General features: G+C 73.6%; 12 protein-coding genes. 8 read left to right on the top strand and 4 right to left on the bottom strand.

The genetic code is table 11. From position 1 onward, the window contains the following. Positions 1-35: 35 nt before the first annotated feature. The gene (locus ACGF15_RS24105) at positions 36-620 is read right to left on the bottom strand and encodes a biotin transporter BioY (protein ID WP_345610738.1); all 585 of its coding nucleotides are present in this window, start codon (positions 618-620) and stop codon (positions 36-38) included. 422 nt (positions 621-1,042) lie between these two features. Between ACGF15_RS24105 and ACGF15_RS24100 the strand changes: the two genes are divergently transcribed. Together ACGF15_RS24100 and ACGF15_RS24095 are read left to right on the top strand one after the other, a co-directional pair. Continuing rightward, complete coding sequence (locus ACGF15_RS24100) at positions 1,043-2,446, top strand: amino acid permease (RefSeq protein WP_392801848.1); 1,404 nt, start codon at positions 1,043-1,045, stop codon at positions 2,444-2,446. Between the two features lie 211 nt (positions 2,447-2,657). After that, positions 2,658-3,302, top strand: coding sequence for a superoxide dismutase (locus tag ACGF15_RS24095; protein WP_345610745.1), 645 nt, complete (start codon positions 2,658-2,660; stop codon positions 3,300-3,302). A 155-nt stretch (positions 3,303-3,457) separates the two neighbouring features. On the opposite strand, the gene ACGF15_RS24090 is transcribed toward ACGF15_RS24095, so the two are convergent. Further along, entirely contained in the window at positions 3,458-4,129 is a 672-nt protein-coding gene (locus ACGF15_RS24090) for a DsbA family protein (protein WP_392801844.1), read from the bottom strand. A 138-nt stretch (positions 4,130-4,267) separates the two neighbouring features. Between ACGF15_RS24090 and pepN (ACGF15_RS24085) the strand changes: the two genes are divergently transcribed. Then, positions 4,268-6,850: an aminopeptidase N gene (pepN, locus tag ACGF15_RS24085; protein ID WP_345610750.1), complete on the top strand. Its 2,583-nt coding sequence runs from the start codon at positions 4,268-4,270 to the stop codon at positions 6,848-6,850. A gap of 171 nt (positions 6,851-7,021) precedes the next feature. Next, a complete protein-coding gene (locus ACGF15_RS24080; RefSeq protein WP_392801840.1) occupies positions 7,022-8,035 on the top strand; it encodes a hypothetical protein in 1,014 nt (337 codons plus the stop codon). 58 nt (positions 8,036-8,093) lie between these two features. On the opposite strand, the gene ACGF15_RS24075 is transcribed toward ACGF15_RS24080, so the two are convergent. Continuing rightward, entirely contained in the window at positions 8,094-9,308 is a 1,215-nt protein-coding gene (locus ACGF15_RS24075) for a serine hydrolase domain-containing protein (protein ID WP_392801838.1), read from the bottom strand. Positions 9,309-9,522: 214 nt separating this feature from the next. Beyond that, positions 9,523-10,461, bottom strand: coding sequence for a pyridoxamine 5'-phosphate oxidase family protein (locus ACGF15_RS24070; protein WP_392801835.1), 939 nt, complete (start codon positions 10,459-10,461; stop codon positions 9,523-9,525). 404 nt (positions 10,462-10,865) lie between these two features. On the opposite strand from ACGF15_RS24070, the gene ACGF15_RS24065 reads away from it, so the two are divergent. The 4 genes from ACGF15_RS24065 (at position 10,866) to pepN (ACGF15_RS24050) (ending at position 19,074) form a co-directional block, all read left to right on the top strand. Then, positions 10,866-11,405 carry a CGNR zinc finger domain-containing protein gene (locus tag ACGF15_RS24065; RefSeq protein ID WP_392801832.1) on the top strand — a complete coding sequence of 180 codons (540 nt, stop codon included), beginning with the start codon at positions 10,866-10,868 and terminating at the stop codon, positions 11,403-11,405. A gap of 338 nt (positions 11,406-11,743) precedes the next feature. Next, the gene (locus ACGF15_RS24060; protein ID WP_345610762.1) at positions 11,744-15,061 is read left to right on the top strand and encodes a S8 family serine peptidase; all 3,318 of its coding nucleotides are present in this window, start codon (positions 11,744-11,746) and stop codon (positions 15,059-15,061) included. Positions 15,062-15,290: 229 nt separating this feature from the next. After that, positions 15,291-16,319 carry an aspartate-semialdehyde dehydrogenase gene (locus tag ACGF15_RS24055; protein WP_345610766.1) on the top strand — a complete coding sequence of 343 codons (1,029 nt, stop codon included), beginning with the start codon at positions 15,291-15,293 and terminating at the stop codon, positions 16,317-16,319. Positions 16,320-16,506: 187 nt separating this feature from the next. Beyond that, entirely contained in the window at positions 16,507-19,074 is a 2,568-nt protein-coding gene (pepN, locus tag ACGF15_RS24050; protein WP_392801828.1) for an aminopeptidase N, read from the top strand. The last annotated feature ends 143 nt before the right edge of the window (positions 19,075-19,217 follow it).

Raw genomic sequence — 19,217 nt, 5'->3', positions numbered from 1 at the left:
CAGGGCGCGGCCGACGGGCCCGGGGGCCGGAGGGGTCAGCCTCGCCGTCCGGCGATCCTCCAGGCGGTGGGCAGGGCGCCCATGGCGAGCGCGGCCTTCAGCGCGTCACCGAAGAGGAAGGGCACGAGGCCGACGGCGACCGCCTGGGACAGGCTCATCCCGGTGGCCAGGGCCAGATAGGGCACGCCCACGGCGTAGATGACCAGGGAGCCGAGGGCCATCGCCCCGGCGGTGCGCAGCACGGTCCGATCGGCGCCGCGGCGGGCGAGGGCGCCGACCACGGTCGCGGCCAGCAGCATGCCGAGGATGTAGCCGAAGGAGGGCATGCCGTATCCGGAGGCGCCCTGCGCGAACCACGGCACGCCGAGCGCACCGGCGACGGCGTAGAGGCCGAGCGAGAGGAAGCCCCGCCGGGCGCCCAGGGCGGAGCCCACCAGCAGGGCGGCGAAGGTCTGGCCGGAGACCGGGACGGGGGAGCCGTGGACCGGCACGGAGAGCTGGGCCGCGAGTCCGGTCAGCACGGCCCCGGAGGCGACCAGGGCGATGTCCCGGGCACGGGAGGCCGGGACCAGGTCGGCCAGGACGAGGCCGGATCGGACGGGGGCGGCAGCAGTGCTCATCGGGCTCTCCGGAGAGGTGGGGGCGGGGGGAACAGAGCGACCGTAGCCCAGCGTGACGTACCCGATCACCGTCATCCGCCCACAAAGCGACGGTCGGCGTCATGGTGGAGATCGAACAAAGGAGGGAGGCGGGACCCTGGGACGGGTGATGCTCATCACTGTGGTCCGGGGCGTGTTGGGCCTGGCGAGCCACGAGGGAGAGTGCAGCAGGTATGTAGGAAGTCCATAACACGCCCTGTCGACACCGGAGAACCGGCCGAGGGCCGCACGCGGACGGGGGCACCCGGCCCGGGCGCGGGCATGTGTCGGTGTGGTGGCTTTGTGTGAACATGGTGACCGCATAGCGGACACCCGTTCCTTCCGAGCGGTGGTCCGCTCAGACTGTCGGCTGCTCTCTGCCCCATTCAAGGAACAGGGCCCACATGTCCCGGACCACCGCGCCCCCCTCCGTCGAGCAGCCGGCCGACACCCGGCTCGCGCACGGCCTCAAACAACGCCATCTCTCGATGATCGCCCTCGGCGGCGTCATCGGCGCCGGGCTGTTCGTCGGCTCGGGTGCCGGCATCGCCGCCGCCGGCCCGTCGATCGTGGTGGCCTACGCGCTCTCCGGACTGCTCGTCATGCTGGTGATGCGCATGCTGGGCGAGATGTCGGCCGCCAACCCGGCCTCCGGCTCCTTCTCCGTGCACGCCGAGCGGGCCATCGGCCCGTGGGCCGGCTTCACCGCGGGGTGGGCCTTCTGGTTCCTGCTGTGCGTGGCCGTGGGCCTGGAGGCCATCGGCGCCGCCTCGATCATGACGGGCTGGCTGCCGGGGACGCCGGAGTGGGCCTGGGTGGCCCTGTTCATGCTGGTCTTCTGCGGCACCAACCTCGCCGCGGTGAAGAACTTCGGCGAGTTCGAGTTCTGGTTCGCCGCACTCAAGGTCGGCGCCATCGTGCTCTTCCTCGGCATCGGCGTGCTGGCGATCACCGGACTGCTCCCCGGCGCCGAGGCCCCCGGCACCTCCAACCTCACCGGAGACGGCGGCTTCCTGCCCAACGGCAGCGAGGGCCTGATCGTCGGCCTGCTCGCCTCCGTGTTCGCCTACGGCGGCCTGGAGACGGTCACCATCGCGGCCGCCGAGTCGGAGCACCCCGTGCAGGGCGTGGCGAAGGCCGTGCGCACGGCGATGTGGCGCATCGCGGTCTTCTACATCGGCTCCATGGCCGTCATCGTCACCCTGGTGCCGTGGAACGACCCGGCCGTGGCGGAGAAGGGCCCCTACGTCGCAACCCTGGACCACCTGGGCATCCCCGCCGCCGGGGAGACCATGAACGTGGTGGTGCTGATCGCGCTGCTCTCGGCCATGAACGCGAACATCTACGGCGCCTCCCGGATGGCCTGCTCCCTGGTGGCCCGCCGACAGGGCCCCGCCGCGCTCGGCCGGGTCACCGGCGGCGTGCCGCGCACCGCGGTGCTGGTCTCCTCCGTCTTCGGCTTCCTGTGCGTCCTGCTCAGCTACTGGCGCCCGGACGACGTGTTCATGTGGCTGCTCAACACCATCGGCGCGATCATCCTGGTCGTCTGGTACTTCATCGGCGTCTCGCAGCTGATCCTGCGGCGGCGCACCGAGCGCGAGGCGCCGGAGCGCCTGGTGGTCCGGATGTGGCTGTACCCCGGCCTGACGCTGCTGGCCCTGGCCGGGATGACGGCGGTCTTCTGGATGATGCTGCGGCAGCCGGAGACGCGACTCCAGCTGCTCGGCACCGGAGTGCTGACCCTGGCCCTGGCCGCCGGGGGCTACGCCCTCCAGCGCCGCCGGGGCGCCGCCCGCCCGGCGGACTGACCCCCACCGGCCCCCTCCCGCGGTCCCCTGCGACCGCGACCGGACCCCCGCGCCGATCCGGCGCGGGGGTCCGCGCGTGTCCGGAGGGTGCGGTGGGGCGGCACGCGGGTCCTGGGACCCGGGCCTGATCACCGTGGCGATCTGCTGCTGCTAGCGTGCAGTTGCATAAGATGCGCAATAGGCAGTTGCCAGTCGGAGGGACCACCGGACCATGGCCATCTACACGCTTCCTGAACTTCCGTACGACTACGCGGCGCTCGAACCGGTCATCAATCCGCAGATCATCGAGCTGCACCACGACAAGCACCACGCCGCGTACGTGAAGGGCGCCAACGACACCCTCGAGCAGCTGGAGGAGGCGCGCGACAAGGAGGTCTGGGGCTCCATCAACGGCCTGGAGAAGAACCTGGCGTTCCACCTCTCCGGCCACATCCTGCACAGCATCTACTGGCACAACATGACGGGCCCGAAGGAGGGCGGCGGCGGCGAGCCGCTGGCCGCCGACGGCGTGGGCGAGCTGGCCGACGCCATCGCCGCCTCCTTCGGCACCTTCGCCAAGTTCAAGGCGCAGCTGACCAAGGCCTCGGCCACCACCCAGGGCTCCGGCTGGGGCGTACTGGCCTACGAGCCGGTGAGCGGCCGCCTGATCGTCGAGCAGGTCTACGACCACCAGGGCAACGTGGGTCAGGGCACCGTGCCGATCCTGGTCTTCGACGCCTGGGAGCACGCCTTCTACCTCCAGTACAAGAACCAGAAGGTGGACTTCATCGAGGCCATGTGGCAGGTCGTGAACTGGCAGGACGTCGCGGCGCGCTACGCGCAGGCCAAGGACCGCACCCCGCTGATCGCCCCCTGACCCGGGGCCCGCGAACGCCCTGCTCGTGATCGTCTTCTCAACTGTCACCGGGCGGGCGGACAGGAGACGGCCCCCACGAGGACGTGACTCGTGGGGGCCGTCGCCTGTCCGAGGGCGCGCCGCGGCGCGGCGGAGGTCCGCCGCCCCGGGGCGGCTCAGTCGAAGACCGGGCCGCGGGTACGGGTGCGCTTGATCTCGTAGAAGCCCGGGATGGACGCCACCATCAGGGTGCCGTCCCACAGGCGCCCCGCCTCCTCACCCCTGGGCGCGGGCGTGACGACCGGGCCGAAGAAGGCGATCCGCTCCCCGCCGGGCCCGGGCACCGCCACGACCGGGGTGCCGACGTCCTGGCCGACCAGGTCGATGGCCTCCCGGTGGGAGGCGCGCAGCTCGGCGTCGTAGGCGTCCTTCTCCGCGTAGGCGGCGAGCGAGGCGGGCAGGCCCACCTCCGCGAGCGCCTCGGCGACCGCCTCGGGGACCGGGCCGCGCCCCTCGTTGTGGAAGCGGGCGCCGAGCGCGGTGTACAGCGGCCCGACCACCTCCTCGCCGTGCAGGAGCCGGGCGGCGTTCACGACCCGGACCGGCCCCCAGGCGACCGTGTCCATCATCTCCCGGTACTCCTGGGACAGTTCGTCCAGGCGGTCCTCGTTGAGCACCGCGAGGGACATCACATGCCAGCGGACCTCGACCTCGCGGACCCGCTCGACCTCCAGCATCCAGCGCGAGGTCATCCACGCCCAGGGGCACAGCGGGTCGAACCAGAAGTCGGCGGGCGTCCTGCCCGCAGGGGCCGCCGTGCTCGTCGCCGCGTGGGCCGTGTCCGACATGTCACTCCTCGTGTCCGGCGGGCACCTCGTGTGCCCACGGGCGGGAACACGCGCGGCGGACAGGGGATTCCCCCGTGCCGCCTGCCAGCAGCGCATGGGAGGATCGCTGCTGTTCGAACGAGACACGAAGGAGTGCCCGTGCCCGGTGAGAATCTCTCCCGCGACGAGGCCCGCACCCGGGCCGAGCTGCTGACCGTCGAGGCGTACCACGTCGCACTCGACGTGCGCTCAGCCGTCGGGGGCGCCGAGGAGCCAGGGGAGGGGCCCCGCACCTTCCGCTCGGTGACCACGGTCCGCTTCCGGGCCTCGGAGCCGGGTGCCGCCACCTTCGCCGACCTCGTCGCCCCCTCGGTGACCGCGGTCACCCTCAACGGCCGCCCGCTCGACCCCTCGGCCGTCTTCGACGGCACCCGGATCGCGCTGGACGGCGTCGAGGAGGAGAACGTCCTCGTCGTCGACGCGCAGTGCGCCTACAGCCGCACCGGCGAGGGTCTGCACCGCTTCGTCGACCCGGAGGACGGCGAGGTCTACCTGTACACCCAGTACGAGCCGGCGGACGCCCGGCGGGTGTTCGCCACCTTCGAGCAGCCCGACCTCAAGGCCCCCTTCCGCTTCGAGGTGGCCGCGCCGGAGGGCTGGACCGTGTGGTCGGGCGCCGAGGGCGCCCGCGGCGAGGACGGGGTGTGGCGCTTCGCCGAGACCCGCCCGATCTCGACGTACATCACGGCGATCGTGGCCGGCCCGTACCACTACGAGACCGACGTCTACGAGCGCCGGCTGCCGGACGGCACGGTGCTGCGCATCCCCCTGGGCGCGATGTGCCGCAAGGGGCTCGCCCGGCACTTCGACGCGGACGACGTCTTCCTCGTCACCAAGCAGGGCCTGGACTTCTTCCACGAGCACTTCGACTACCCGTACCCCTTCGGCAAGTACGACCAGGCCTTCGTGCCCGAGTACAACATCGGGGCGATGGAGAACCCGGGCTGCGTGACCTTCCGCGAGGAGTTCGTCTTCCGGGGCAAGGTCACCGCGGCCTCCTACGAGCGCCGGGCCAATGTCATCCTCCATGAGATGGCGCACATGTGGTTCGGCGACCTGGTCACCATGGAGTGGTGGGACGACCTGTGGCTGAAGGAGTCCTTCGCCGACTTCATGGGCTCCTTCTCCATGGTGGAGGCCACCCGCTTCACCAACGGGTGGGTGACCTTCGCCAACAACCGCAAGGCCTGGGCCTACCGGGCGGACCAGCTGCCCTCGACCCACCCGGTCACGGCCGACATCCGCGACCTGGAGGCGGCCAAGCTCAACTTCGACGGCATCACCTACGCCAAGGGCGCCTCGGTGCTCAAGCAGCTCGTGGCCTACGCGGGACGGGAGCCGTTCCTGGAGGGGGCCCGGCGCTACTTCAAGCGCCACGCCTTCGGCAACACCACGCTGGACGACCTGCTGGCGGTGCTGGAGGAGACCTCCGGGCGCGACATGCGCGAATGGGCCCGGGCCTGGCTCCAGACCTCGGGCGTGAACACGCTGACGCCCGAGGCGGAGTACGGCGGGGACGGGCGCGTGGCGGAGCTGGCCGTCGTCCAGGAGGGCGGCACCCTGCGCCCCCACCGGGTCGTGGTCGGCCTCTACCGGGTCGAGGGCGCGAAGCTGGTGCGGTACGCCGAGGCCGGAGTGGACGTGGTCGGCGCGCGGACCCCGGTGCCGGAGCTGGCCGGCGCCGAGCGGCCCGACCTGGTGCTGGTCAACGACGAGGACCTGACCTTCTGCAAGCTGCGCTTCGACGAGCGCTCCCTGGCGACGCTGCGCGAGCACCTCGGGGACATCGAGGACCCGCTCGCGCGGGCGCTGTGCTGGTCCGCACTGTGGAACCTCACCCGGGACGCGGTCCTGCCGGCCCGGGACTTCGTCGGCCTGGTGCTGCGGTTCGCCGGCCGGGAGACGGACATCGGCGTCCTGCAGATGCTGCACGCATGGACCCGCACCGCCCTGGTCCACTACGCCGCCCCCGGCTGGCGGGAGGAGGGCGGCCGGATCACCGCCGCCGGGGCGCTGGCGGAGCTGCGCCGCGCGGAGCCCGGCAGCCAGCACCAGCTGACCTGGGCCCGGTTCTTCGCCGCGACGGCGTCCGGGGAAGCGGACCTGCGCCTGCTGGCGGAGCTGCTGGACGGCACCTCGGTGGTCGAGGGACTGGAGGTCGACCAGGAGCTGCGGTGGGCATTCCTCGGGCCCCTGGCCGCCCACGGGGCCGCCGACGAGAGCGTGATCGCCGCGGAGCTGGCCCGGGACGACACGGCCTCCGGCAAGCGCCACGAGGTCCGCTGCCTCGCGGCCCGGCCGTCGGCTGCGGTGAAGGACCAGGCGTGGGCGGCCGTGGTCGAGTCGGACCGGCTGTCGAACGCGCTGGTGGAGGCCACCATCGCGGGCTTCGTCCAGCCCTCCCAGCGGGAGCTGGTGGCGCCCTACGCCGCGCGGTACTTCGAGGCGATCGAGCGGGTGTGGGCCGAGCGCTCCATCCAGATCGGCATGGACGTGGTCAGCGGCCTCTACCCGGCCCTCCAGGACACGCCGGAGACACTCGCCGCCACGGACGCCTGGCTCGCCGCACACGAGCAGGCGGCGCCCGCGCTGCGGCGCCTGGTGCTGGAGGCCCGCGACGACCTGGCGCGCGCCCTGCGGGCACAGGCCCGCGACGCGCAGGCCCCGGCGGACTCCGCCTGACGGGGCACCCCGGCGCGCGGGGCGGGGCCGCTGTCGGACCCCCGCCCGGCGCGCCGCCCCGGCCCGCACTCGGCAGCGCCGGGATCGCCCTTGAGGACGGGCTTGTCCCGAAATGCCGACGGGCCTGTAACAGCGGTTAGCGCCCCGGCACCCCCCGGGCATGCCCACCGCATGGAACAGTGCGACACTCCCCCCTCGCTCTCCCCCCACCCGCCCGGAGGCGAACTCGTCGTCTCGGGTGCCCAGTTGCGGGCCCACGGGCTGACCTCGGCACGGGTCGCGCAGCAGTGCCGGGCCGGAGGCCCCTGGCAGCTCCTGCTGCCAGGCGTCTATCTGCTCAGGCCCGGTCCGCCGACCGGCCGGGAGCGGCTGCGCGCCGCGCTGCTGTACGCGGGACGGCCGGCGCCCTCGACGGGCCGGCCGGAACAGGACGGGCCCTACGGCGAGGCGATGGTCACCGGCCTCGCGGCGCTGGCGCTGCACGGCTTCGCCGCCGCCCCCGCGGTGCGGGCGCTCGACGCCGTCGACGTGCTCGTGGGCCGCACCCGACGGCTGCGGTCCACCGGCTGGGTGCGGCTGGTCCGCGGACCCGCTCCCCCGGCGCCGCAGCAGGTCGCCGGGCTGCCGGTCGCACCGGCGGGCCGCGCGGTCGCCGATGCCGTCGCCGGGCGGGACGACCCCGAGGCCGCCCGGCGGCTGCTCACCGAGGCGGTGCGCGAGGGCCACTGCGAACCCGCCGCCCTGGTGCGGGAGCTGGACGGGGCCCGGCTGCTGGGGCGCCCGCACGTGGTCGACGCCCTCGACGCCCTGCTCGCGGAGGGCCGGTCCCTGGCCGAGAGCCGCCTCTACACGCTGGTCGCCGCCCACCGCCTGCCCGAGCCGCTGTGGAACGTGGAGCTGCGCCTGCCCGGCGGGCCGCGGCTGGGCGGGGTGGACGCCTACTGGCCGGACGAGGCGGTGGCCGTGGAGCTGGACGCCCGCGCCCCGGCCCCCGTGGGCGAGGCCCGGCCGCCCGAGGCCGCCCGGCGGCGGGAGGCCCTGGAGCGGCTGGGCGTCACGGTGGTGCACCTCACGCCGCGCGGTCTGCGCGAGGCGCCGGAACGGCAGGCCGTGGTCGTGCGCACCGCGCTGATGGCCGCGGCGGACCGGGAGCCCGCCGCCTACCTGCGGGTGCTGCCCCGCTGAGCGGAGGCGGGTGCGGTGGTCCCGGACCCGCCGTGCGGCCCAGTGCCCGCCGTGCGGCTCAGCGCCCGCCGCAGAACTCGGCCCGGACCACGGCCGCGGTGTCACCCGCGAAGTCGCCGTTGAGGTTGAGCGCCACCGAGTGGGTGGCCTCCTCGGTGACGGCGACCTGGGAGAGGGAGCCGTGGATACCGCCGCCGTGGCCCCAGATCTCCGTGCCGCAGTCGAGCCTGCGCCACATCACACCCAGGCCGTAGCGGACCTCGGGCGCCTGCGGGCTCACCTCGACGGTGTCGGTCAGCGCCGCCATCTGGGCCTCGGGGAGCAGCCGGCCGGAGAACAGGGCGCGGTAGAAGCGCTGGAGGTCCCGGGTGTCGGAGATCATCTCCCCGGCGGCATGGGCGATGCTGGGGTTGAGCTCGGTGACGTCGTGGAGGTCCCGGTCCGGCGAGGGGGCGCCGCCGAGCGTGGAGTAGGCGCGAGCGCTCGGGCGGGGCATCGCGGCCGAGGTGCCGGGGACGGAGGTCGCCCGCAGGTGGAGCGGCCGGAGGATGCGCCGCTCGATCTCGCGCCCGTAGGGCCGCCCGGTGACCTCCTCGATCACCAGGCCCGCCAGGACGTAGTTGGTGTTGGAGTAGCCCCACGCGGTGCCGGGCGGGAAGTCGGGCGCGTGCTTCATCGCCGTCCGCACCAGGCTCTGAGGCGTCCAGGTGTCGTAGCGGTGCTCCGGGAAGCCGGAGCCGAAGACGCGTTCTCCGAAGTCGGGGTCGGCGGTGTAGTCGGCGATACCGCTGGTGTGGTTGAGCAGTTGGCGGATCGTCACCTGGGAGCCGTCGTGCCCGTTGCCCTCGACGAGGCCGGGCAGCCGGCTCCCGACGCTCTCGTCCAGGTCGATCCTGCCCTCGGCCTCCAGCTGGAGCAGCACGGTGGCGACGAAGGTCTTGGTGATGGAGCCGACCCGGAAGCGGTCCCGGGGGGTCCGCGGCTTCCCGGTGTCGAGGTCCGCCGCACCGGCGGTGCCACGCCAGGCCCGGTGTCCGCGGACCGCGCCCGCGACCGCACCCGGGGCGCCGGCCGCCACGGCCGCGTCGAGCGCCTCCTGGGTGGCCCGGTGGGCGCCGGGACCGGCCGCGGGTGGCGCGGCGGCCGTCCCGGCGGGGGCCGGGGCGGGGGCGGCGGCAGCCGCGGGTGCCGCTCCGGTGATCAGGGCGGCCACCGCGAGGGCGGCGGCTGCGGCGCGGCGTGCGGTGAGTCGTCGTGCCGTGGTTGCGGTCATCTCTTCCCCAGCTTCTCGGGCTCGCGGACGCGGTCGGCGGTCAGGACCGCGCCGCGGCGCCCGGGGTTGAGCGGGGGCGGGAGGGTTGGGCGGCTTTCGGCCGTCTCGGGGCGAGGCCGCGCGGGCGGGGCGGCGGAAGGGGAGGTCCGCCCGGCGGCCGGCCGGTCCCGATGCGCCCGGCGGCCGTCGGTCCGCCCCCGGGCCGGAAGGCCGGTCAGCCCGCCCCCGGGCCGGGAGGCGCGTCCTGCGGGAGGGCCGGGTTCGCGGGCGAGTAGCGGGGGGCGGTCCACCGCACGGGGGAGGCCGCCTCGGTGTGCACGGTCCGCTCCACGGTGAAGTGCACGGTCCGCGCGCCGCCCTGGGCGTAGGCGGTCCGGGCGGTGCCGGTGAGCTGGAGGGTGGCGCCCGTGCTCCAGTCCAGGGCCAGGATCCCCGCCCTCGGGTCCCGCTCCAGGTTCCCGAGGGTGAGGAACATGGCGTTGCCCGGGTAGTCCGGCCAGCTCAGGCCGGTGGGCGAGGCCACCCGCAGAAAGCCGGGGTTGCCGCCACGATGGCTGACATCCACTCCGTCGGAGGTTCCGGTGGCGATGAAGAAGGTGTCCGCCGCCCGGAGGAACGCGCTCTGGTCCCCGTCGAGTTCCTCCCCCGTCCGGTGGAGGGGTACGGCGGGTGCGGCGTCCCCGGCTCCCGGCGCCGCCGGCAGCGGCAGCCTCTGCTGGATGTACTTGGGGCAGTTGGAGAAGACCCGCTCGGTCTCCAGCAGCAGGCCGCGCGCGGAGGGGCGGACGCTGCCGCCCATCCGCATCCGCCGGCGGGTGCGGGGGTCGAGCGCGAGGGCGGCCGCGGGCACCGGGCCCGTGGCGAGGGCACCGGCGAGCGGGTCGCCCGCAGGGGGCCCGCCGCGCACGGAGACGCTGTGCGGGCCGGTGGCCCGGGCGAACCCGGGCCGGCCGGTGAGGAGCGAGGCCCACATGCGCCCCTCCGCGTCGGCCGCCGCGAGGACGAGGTGGGGCTGCAGCTCCAGGAAGGCCGCGGCCACGGGCCTGATGCCGCCGCCGATGGAGCGGCCGATGTGCGCGGCCTCCCCCTCGACGCCCAGGCGGCGCTGCACGGCGAGGGAGCCGTGGTGGTAGGTGCGGCGCTCGGCGTCCACGGGGTGTCCTCCTTGACGGGCGGTCGGGCGGTCGGGCGGTTCGGCGGTCGGCAGGGCGGGTCCGGGGGCGCCGCGCGGGGCGAACCCCGGTCGGCGCGGCGCCGGAGGAACCCGCGGGTCGGGGCGGTGGGCACGGGGACGGGTCCCCCTCGGCGCCGGAGGAGGCGCAGTTGTCCAGGCGGGTGCCGTCGCGGTCGGTCAGCCCGGTGCGGCCGGGGGCGAGGGGGCCGCTGAACGTCATGGGAGACCTCTCCGGTGCGCGGCCACCCTCACCGGCTAACCGCCCAAATGGACCGTAGTAGTTAGCCGGCGAGACGGGCAAGCCCCCGGCGCGTCACCGCCCGCCGCACGGAGAGCCCTTACCCTGGTCCGGACCGCCCGCCCCCCGGAGCGAAGGAACCCGCTTGAGCGCCGCCGACCCGCGCCCCCTCCTCGGTGAACCGATCTCGCTGGACCTGCTCAACACCCGCTGGATACAGGGCGGGGAGCCGCAGGACCTGCTCCAGGACACCGCCGGGCTGACGGTGTGGCTGCGCACGGTCGGCCTCGACGAGGACTTCCCCGCGGACGACGCCACGCTGGAGCACACCAGGACGGCCCGCGAGGCGCTCGCGGTCCTGGTCGACGACTCCGACCCCGCGGCCGCGGCCCGCGTCGACGCGGTGCTCGCGCACGGCCGGGTGCGCCCCACGCTCACCGCCGAAGGGCCGGGCGAGACGGCCGAGTTCGCCGACGCGACCTGGGGGCCGGGCTGGACGGCGGCCCGCGCCCATCTGGAGCTGCTGCGCACCGCCCCCGACCGTATCCGCCGCTGCGCCCACGAGAGCTGCGTGCTGCACTTCCTCGACACCTCCCGCAACGGCACCCGGCGCTGGTGCTCCATGGCGGTCTGCGGAAACCGCGCGAAGGCCTCGCGGCACTACGCCCGCCGGCACGACCACTGAGGGCCCGCCCGGGCCCCGCCGGGGAGCCCGTGCCGACGGGGGCTGCGGGACGGGAGGCCGCGCCGCCCCCGCGGGGGACGCCCCTGCCGCACCCGCGGCCGCAGGAGGCCCCGCGGCAACGCCCCCTGACACCACCACAACCGGAATCACCACATCCGGAGTGAAGGATTTCGGGAGCCCTGCATGGGTTCGCACCCGACCGACCCATTCCGGATCATGGCGGGTTCCCGCCAGGAACGCTTCATGTCCTGGTCAACTCTCCACAAACGCCCGTCTCTTGCGAAAGGCTGAGCGGTCATCCGGCACCGAATTCCGGACCGTCTCATTCACCAACAGGGATGCTGATGACCCCCGAATCCCAGAGCACCACGACAGGGCGCTCCATACCCGGCCGCAGGCGCGCGGCACGTGTCGCGGCCGCGGCCTCGCTCGTCGCCGCACTCGCCGCCGCGGGCATCACCCCGGCGTTCGCCGCGCCCGCCGCCGACCCGGCGGGCGGCGGCGACAAGTCCGCCGTCGCGGAGAAGCTCGGCACCGCGGACGCCGACCGGCTCGCCGCCGCCGAGGCCAGGGGCGAGAAGGACGTGACCGTCATGGTCGCGACCGCCCCGGGCCGCACCGAGCAGGTGGCCGACCAGCTGGAGGCCGTCGAGGGCGCCACCGTCGGCGCGCGCGACGACAAGCTCGGCTATGTCCGGGCGACCCTGCCGACCGGCAAGGCGGACGCCGCGCTGAAGGCCGCCGCCAAGCTCTCCACCGTCCACGGCATCGACCTCAAGCACGAGATCGAGCTGGACGACCCGACACCGGCCGGGGACCGCCCCGAGGGCCAGGCCGCCCGCAAGGGCAAGAACAAGGGCTACCCGGGCCCCGGCGCCAAGACCCCGGCGGAGAACCCGTACAACCCGTCCTTCGAGACCGGCGCCGTCGACTTCGTCAAGAAGTACCCCGAGGCCGACGGCCGCGGGGTGACGATCGGCATCCTCGACTCCGGTGTCGACCTGGGCCACCCGGCGCTCCAGAAGACGACCACCGGCGAGCGCAAGATCGTCGACTGGGTGACCGCCACCGACCCGGTGGCCGACGGCGACGGCACCTGGCTGCGGATGAACAGCAAGGTCAGCGGCCCGACCTTCACGGCGGGCTCGCGGACCTACACGGCGCCCGCGGGCTCCTACACCTTCCGCACCTTCGCCGAGGCCACCACCACCGGCGGCGACATGAAGGGCGACCTCAACCGCGACGGCGACACCACCGACGTGTGGGGCGTGCTCTACGACGCCGACGCCGGAACGGTCCGCGTGGACCTCGACAACAACGCGGACTTCACCGACGACGAGGTGCTCAAGCCGTACAAGGACGGCTTCCAGGTCGCCTACTTCGGCACGGACGACCCGGCGACCGAGGTCGCCGAGCGCATCCCGTTCGTCGTCGAGATCCGCAAGGACGTCGTCTACAACGCGGCCGGGGCCACCTCGGACTACGTGAGCATCGGCGTCATCGAGGGCTCGCACGGCACCCACGTGGCCGGCATCACCGCCGCCAACGGCCTCTTCGGCGGGAAGATGAACGGTGCGGCGCCCGGCGCCAAGCTGGTCTCCTCGCGCGCCTGCACCTGGAGCGGGGGCTGCACCAACGTGGCCCTGACCGAGGGCATGATCGACCTCGTGGTCAACCGCGGCGTGGACATCGTCAACATGTCCATCGGCGGGCTCCCGGCGCTGAACGACGGCAACAACGCGCGCGCCGAGCTCTACACGCGGCTCATCGACACCTACGGCGTGCAGCTCGTCATCTCGGCGGGCAACAGCGGCCCCGGCGCCAACACCATCGGCGACCCCTCGCTCGCCGACAAGGTGATCTCGGTCGGTGCCACGGTCTCCAAGGCGACGTGGGCCGCCAACTACGGCTCCCAGGTGCGCGCCAAGTACGCGATGTTCCCCTTCTCCTCGCGCGGTCCGCGCGAGGACGGCGGGTTCACACCGACCCTCGCCGCCCCCGGTGCGGCGATCAACACCATCCAGACCTGGTCGGCCGGTCAGCCGGTCGCCGAGGCCGGCTACGAGCTGCCCGCCGGCTACGGGATGCTCCAGGGCACCTCGATGGCCTCCCCGCAGGCCACCGGTTCGATGGCGCTGCTGCTCTCCGCCGCGAAGCAGAAGGGCCTTGAGCTCACCCCGGCGCAGCTGCGGACCGCGGTCACCAGCACCGCGGACCACATCCGCGGCACCCAGGCCTACGAGCAGGGTGCGGGTCTGCTGAACGTCCCGGACGCCTGGAAGGCGATCACCAAGGGCGCCACGGCGCACGAGTACACGATCTCCGCGCCGGTCGACACCGCGATCGACCAGTTCCTGAAGACGCCCGGCAAGGGCACCGGCCTGTACGACCGCGAGGGCGGCCTGAAGGTCGGCGAGAAGAAGGTCTACGAGATCACCATCACCCGGACCACCGGTCCGGACCGCCCGGTCCGGCACCAGCTGTGGTTCGAGAACAACCACGAGCGGACCTTCCGCGTCGTCGGCGACGACCTGGTGAAGCTGCCGCTCAACGAGCCGGTCACCGTGAAGGTCGCCGCCAAGCCGCGCTCCGCCGGCCTGCACAGCGCGGTCCTGGAGATCAACGACACCGCCACCCGGGGCACCGACAAGCTGATGCTGGCGACCGTGGTCGCCGCCCACGAGCTCGGCCAGGCCCCGTACACCTTCTCGGCCGAGGGCACCGCCCGGCGGAACCTGACCACCTCGTACTTCGTGAACGTCCCGGCGGGCGCGAAGAACCTGGAGATCGCCATGTCCGGCCTGAGGGGCGAGAGCCAGACCCGGTTCATCGCGATCCACCCGTACGGCGTGCCGGTGGACCCGACCTCCACGATCAACTGCTACCCGCACTACAACCCGGCGAACACCTGCCGGCCGGACGTGCGCTCCTACCCGGACCCGCAGCCGGGCGTGTGGGAGATCGAGGTCGAGTCGCGCCGCACCTCGCCCTACCTGTACAACCCGTACGAGCTGGACGTGACCCTGCTCGGTGCCGCCTTCGACCCCGCGGTGAAGGTCATCCCCGAGGCCAGGACCGGCGAGGCCACCCCGGTAGACCTCGGGATCAGGAACGGCTTCGCCTCGATCGAGGGCACCCTGAAGGGCGGGCCGCTCGGCTCGGCCAAGGAGGACCGCCCGACCATCGCCGACGGTGACGTGATCCAGGGCACGGTGGAGGTGCCCGCGGGCGTCTCGCGCCTGGACGTGGCCATCGGCTCGGTCTCCGACGCGGCCGCCGACCTGGACCTGGTCGTGCTGCGCAACGGGGTGGTCGTCGGCCAGTCGGCGGACGGCGACTCCGAGGAGTCGGTGAGCCTGGTGAACCCCGCCGCGGGCACGTACACGATCGTCGTCGACGCCTACGCGGTCCCGTCCGGGTCCACCGCCTACGACTACCGCGACGTGTACTACTCCGCCTCGCTCGGCGAGGTGAAGGTGGACAGCTCGGGCACGGTCGAGCTGCCGACCGGCGGCACCGCCGCGGTCTCCGCCGAGGTGCTGGTGAACAGCGCGGCCCCGGCGGGCCGGCAGTTCTTCGGCGAGGTGCAGCTGGTCAACGGCCGCGGCACCGCCGCGGGCGTGGGCAGCATCCGGATCGACAAGGTCCTTCCGTAACCCTCCGCAGGAGGGCGTGACGGTCCGTGCGGTTCGCCGCACGTCAGGCGGGGCGGGTGCCGTGGGCACCCGCCCCGCGGGCGTCGCCCGGGGCCGTGCCCGGGGGGACATGTCGCGTGTCACACGTCCCGCCCATCGGACAACCGATTGGACAAGGCGGACCTGGACATACGCATCATGGAGCGGCGCAAGCGCCGCATCAGGTGCACACACGTACGGAGGAGTCCCCGTGAAGGTCGGAATCGTCGGAGCCACCGGGCAGGTCGGCACGGTCATGCGCAAGATCCTTGCCGAGCGGAAGTTCCCGGTCGACGAGCTGCGGCTCTTCGCCTCCGCGCGTTCGGCGGGCTCCACCCTCCCGTGGGACGGCCGCGAGATCACCGTGGAGGACGCCGCCACGGCGGACTACACGGGGCTGGACATCGTGCTGTTCTCCGCCGGCGGGGCGACCTCCAGGGCCCTCGCCGAGAAGGTGGCGGGGCAGGGCGCCGTCGTCATCGACAACTCCTCCGCCTGGCGCCGCCACCCCGAGGTGCCGCTGGTGGTGTCCGAGGTGAACCCGCACGCGGTGCGCAACCGGCCCAAGGGCATCATCGCCAACCCGAACTGCACCACCATGGCCGCCATGCCGGTGCTGAGGCCGCTGCACGCCGAGGCGGGCCTGACGGCGCTGGTGGCCACGACGTACCAGGCCGTCTCCGGGTCGGGTCTCGCGGGCGTGGCCGAGCTGGACGCGCAGGTCAAGGAGGTCGCCGGCCGCGCGACGGAGCTGACCCACGACGGCGAGGCCGTGGAGTTCCCCGAGCCGGGCGTCTACAAGCGCCCGATCGCCTTCAACGTGCTGCCGCTGGCGGGCTCGATCGTCGACGACGGCTCCTTCGAGACCGACGAGGAGCAGAAGCTCCGCCACGAGTCCCGCAAGATCCTGGAGATCCCCGAGCTGAAGGTGTCGGGCACCTGTGTACGCGTCCCGGTGTTCTCCGGGCACTCGCTCCAGGTGAACGCCCGCTTCGCGCGTCCGCTCGGCGTGGAGCGCGCCCGGGAGCTGCTCGGGGCCGCCCCGGGCGTCGAGCTGTCCGAGATCCCGACCCCGCTCCAGGCGGCGGGCCGGGACGCCTCCTACGTGGGCCGCATCCGCGTGGACGAGACGGTGGACAACGGGCTGGCCCTGTTCCTGTCGAACGACAACCTCCGCAAGGGCGCCGCGCTGAACGCCGTCCAGATCGCGGAGCTGGTCGCCGAGGAGCTGCGCGGCTGAGCCCGCGCACCGCGCCCCGGGGGGCGGGCACCGCTGCGTCGCGGTGCCCGCCCTCTCGCGTTCCCCCTCCGGGGCCCCTCGCGGCCGGTCGCCGGGGCGACGGTGCCCCGCCCCGGCGACCGCGGGCGTGCCCGGGGGGCCGCGTGGAAGGATGACGGCAAACAACGCAGACCGAGGAGATGACCGGGTGCCTGGCACAAACCTGACCCGTGACGAGGCGCAGCAGCGCGCGCGCCTGCTCACCGTTGACTCGTACGAGATCGACCTCGATCTCTCGGGGGCGCAGGAAGGCGGGATCTACCGGTCCCGGACCACCGTGCGCTTCGCCTCGGCGGAAGAGGGCGCCGAGACCTTCATCGACCTCGTGGCCCCCTCGGTGCACGAGGCCGTGCTCAACGGCAAGGCCCTGGACGTCGCGGCCGTCTTCCGGGACTCCCGGATCGCGCTCAAGCACCTGCTGCGGGGCGACAACGAGCTCGTCGTCGTGGCGGACTGCGCGTACACCAACACGGGCGAGGGCCTCCACCGCTTCGTGGACCCGGTGGACCAGCAGGCCTACCTCTACACCCAGTTCGAGGTGCCGGACGCCCGCCGGGTCTTCGCCTGCTTCGAGCAGCCGGACCTGAAGGCGGCGTTCACCTTCACCGTGACGGCGCCCGGGGGGTGGACGGTGGTCTCCAACTCGCCGGCGGCCTCCTCCGAGGACGGGGTCTGGCGCTTCGAGCCCACCCCGCGGATCTCCACGTACATCACGGCGCTGGTCGCGGGCCCGTACCACAGCGTGCACGGCTCCTGGGAGAAGGACGGGCGCACGGTCCCGCTGGGGATCTACTGCCGCCCGTCGCTGGCCGAGTACCTGGACGCGGAGGCGATCTTCGACGTCACCCGGCAGGGCTTCGACTGGTTCGAGGAGAAGTTCGACTACCCCTACCCCTTCGCCAAGTACGACCAGCTGTTCGTGCCGGAGTTCAACGCCGGGGCGATGGAGAACGCGGGCGCGGTGACCATCCGCGACCAGTACGTCTTCCGCTCCAAGGTGACGGACGCGGCCTACGAGGTGCGTGCGGAGACGATCCTGCACGAGCTGGCCCACATGTGGTTCGGCGACCTGGTCACCATGGAGTGGTGGAACGACCTGTGGCTGAACGAGTCGTTCGCCACCTACACCTCCATCGCCTGCCAGGCGTACGCGCCGGGGTCGCGCTGGCCGCACTCGTGGACCACCTTCGCCAACTCCATGAAGACCTGGGCCTACCGGCAGGACCAGCTGCCCTCGACCCACCCGATCATGGCCGAAATCCGCGACCTCGATGACGTTCTCGTGAACTTCGACGGCATCACCTACGCCAAGGGCGCGTCCGTCCTGAAGCAGCTGGTCGCCTACGTCGGCATGGACGCGTTCTTCCAGGGCGTGCAGGCGTACTTCAAGGCGCACGCCTTCGGCAACACCCGGCTCTCGGACCTGCTGGGCGCCCTGGAGGAGACCAGCGGCCGCGATCTGAAGGCCTGGTCGAGGGCGTGGCTGGAGACGGCGGGCATCAACGTCCTGCGCCCCGAGGTCTCCGTGGACGACTCGGGCACCGTCACCGCCTTCGCGGTGCGGCAGGAGGCCCCCGCGCTCCCCGAGGGCGCCCAGGGCGAGCCCGTGCTCCGCCCGCACCGCATCGCGATCGGCCTCTACGACCTGGACGGGTCCGGTGCGCTGGTGCGCACCGAGCGGGTCGAGCTGGACGTGGAGGGCCCGCTCACCGAGGTGCCCGCCCTGGTGGGCACCCGCCGCCCGGCCGTGGTGCTGCTGAACGACGACGACCTCTCCTACGCGAAGGTCCGCCTCGACGAGGAGTCGCTGCGCAACGTCACGGAGCACCTCGGCGACTTCGCCGAGTCGCTGCCGCGCGCCCTGTGCTGGGCCTCGGCCTGGGACATGACGCGCGACGGCGAGCTCGCCACCCGGGACTACCTGGAGCTGGTGCTCTCCGGCATCGGCAAGGAGTCCGACATCGGCGTGGTGCAGTCGCTGCACCGCCAGGTGAAGCTCGCCCTGGACCTCTATGCGGACCCGGCGTGGCGGGAGGCGGGGCTGACCCGCTGGACGGACGCGACGCTGGCCCATCTGCGGGCGGCCGGGCCGGGCAGCGACCACCAGCTCGCCTGGGCGCGGGCGTTCGCCGCCACCGCGCGCACGCCGCAGCAGCTGGACCTGCTCCAGGCCCTGCTCGACGGCACCGAGTCCGTCGAGGGCCTGGTCGTGGACACGGAGCTGCGCTGGGCGTTCGTGGAGCGCCTCGCCTCCACCGGCGTCTTCGACGAGGAGGAGATCGCGGGCGAGTACGAGCGGGACCGGACCGCCGCGGGCGAGCGCCATGCGGCGACCGCCCGGGCGGCCCGTCCGACGGCGGAGGCGAAGGAGGCCGCCTGGGCCGACGTGGTGGAGGGCGACAAGCTGCCCAACGCGGTGCAGGAGGCGGTCATCGCGGGCTTCGTCCAGACCGACCAGCGCGAGCTGCTCGCGCCCTACGCCCAGCGGTACTTCGCCGCGGTCAAGGGCGTGTGGGACTCCCGCAGCCACGAGATGGCCCAGCAGGTCGCGGTCGGGCTCTACCCCTCGCTCCTGGTGTCGGACGAGACGCTGTCCGCGACCGACGCCTGGCTGGCCTCGGCGGAGCCGAACGCGGCGCTGCGCCGGCTGATGTCGGAGTCCCGCGCCGGGGTGGAGCGTGCGCTGAGGGCGCAGGCCGCGGACGCGGCGCGGTAGCGCGCCCGTCCGGGCCGTGCGGGGAGCCCCCGTACGGCCCGGGCGGGGGACCGGGTCCTTCCGGAAGTGGAGGGGGGGGGGGGGGGGGGGGGGGGGCGCCCGCCCCCCGCCCGGGGGGGGGGGGGGGGTGAAAGACACGACCA

This window comes from Streptomyces sp. NPDC048001 (assembly GCF_043203115.1).
In the GTDB taxonomy this organism is placed as follows: domain Bacteria; phylum Actinomycetota; class Actinomycetes; order Streptomycetales; family Streptomycetaceae; genus Streptomyces; species Streptomyces sanyensis.
This window is presented reverse-complemented; position numbering and strand designations above follow the sequence as displayed.

Coding starts and splice junctions, on each gene's coding strand:
- ACGF15_RS24105 (WP_345610738.1), bottom strand. CDS start 620: ATGAGCACTGCTGCCGCCCCCGTCCGATCCGGCCTCGTCCTGGCCGAC.
- ACGF15_RS24100 (WP_392801848.1), top strand. CDS start 1,043: ATGTCCCGGACCACCGCGCCCCCCTCCGTCGAGCAGCCGGCCGACACC.
- ACGF15_RS24095 (WP_345610745.1), top strand. CDS start 2,658: ATGGCCATCTACACGCTTCCTGAACTTCCGTACGACTACGCGGCGCTC.
- ACGF15_RS24090 (WP_392801844.1), bottom strand. CDS start 4,129: ATGTCGGACACGGCCCACGCGGCGACGAGCACGGCGGCCCCTGCGGGC.
- ACGF15_RS24080 (WP_392801840.1), top strand. CDS start 7,022: ATGGAACAGTGCGACACTCCCCCCTCGCTCTCCCCCCACCCGCCCGGA.
- ACGF15_RS24075 (WP_392801838.1), bottom strand. CDS start 9,308: ATGACCGCAACCACGGCACGACGACTCACCGCACGCCGCGCCGCAGCC.
- ACGF15_RS24060 (WP_345610762.1), top strand. CDS start 11,744: ATGCTGATGACCCCCGAATCCCAGAGCACCACGACAGGGCGCTCCATA.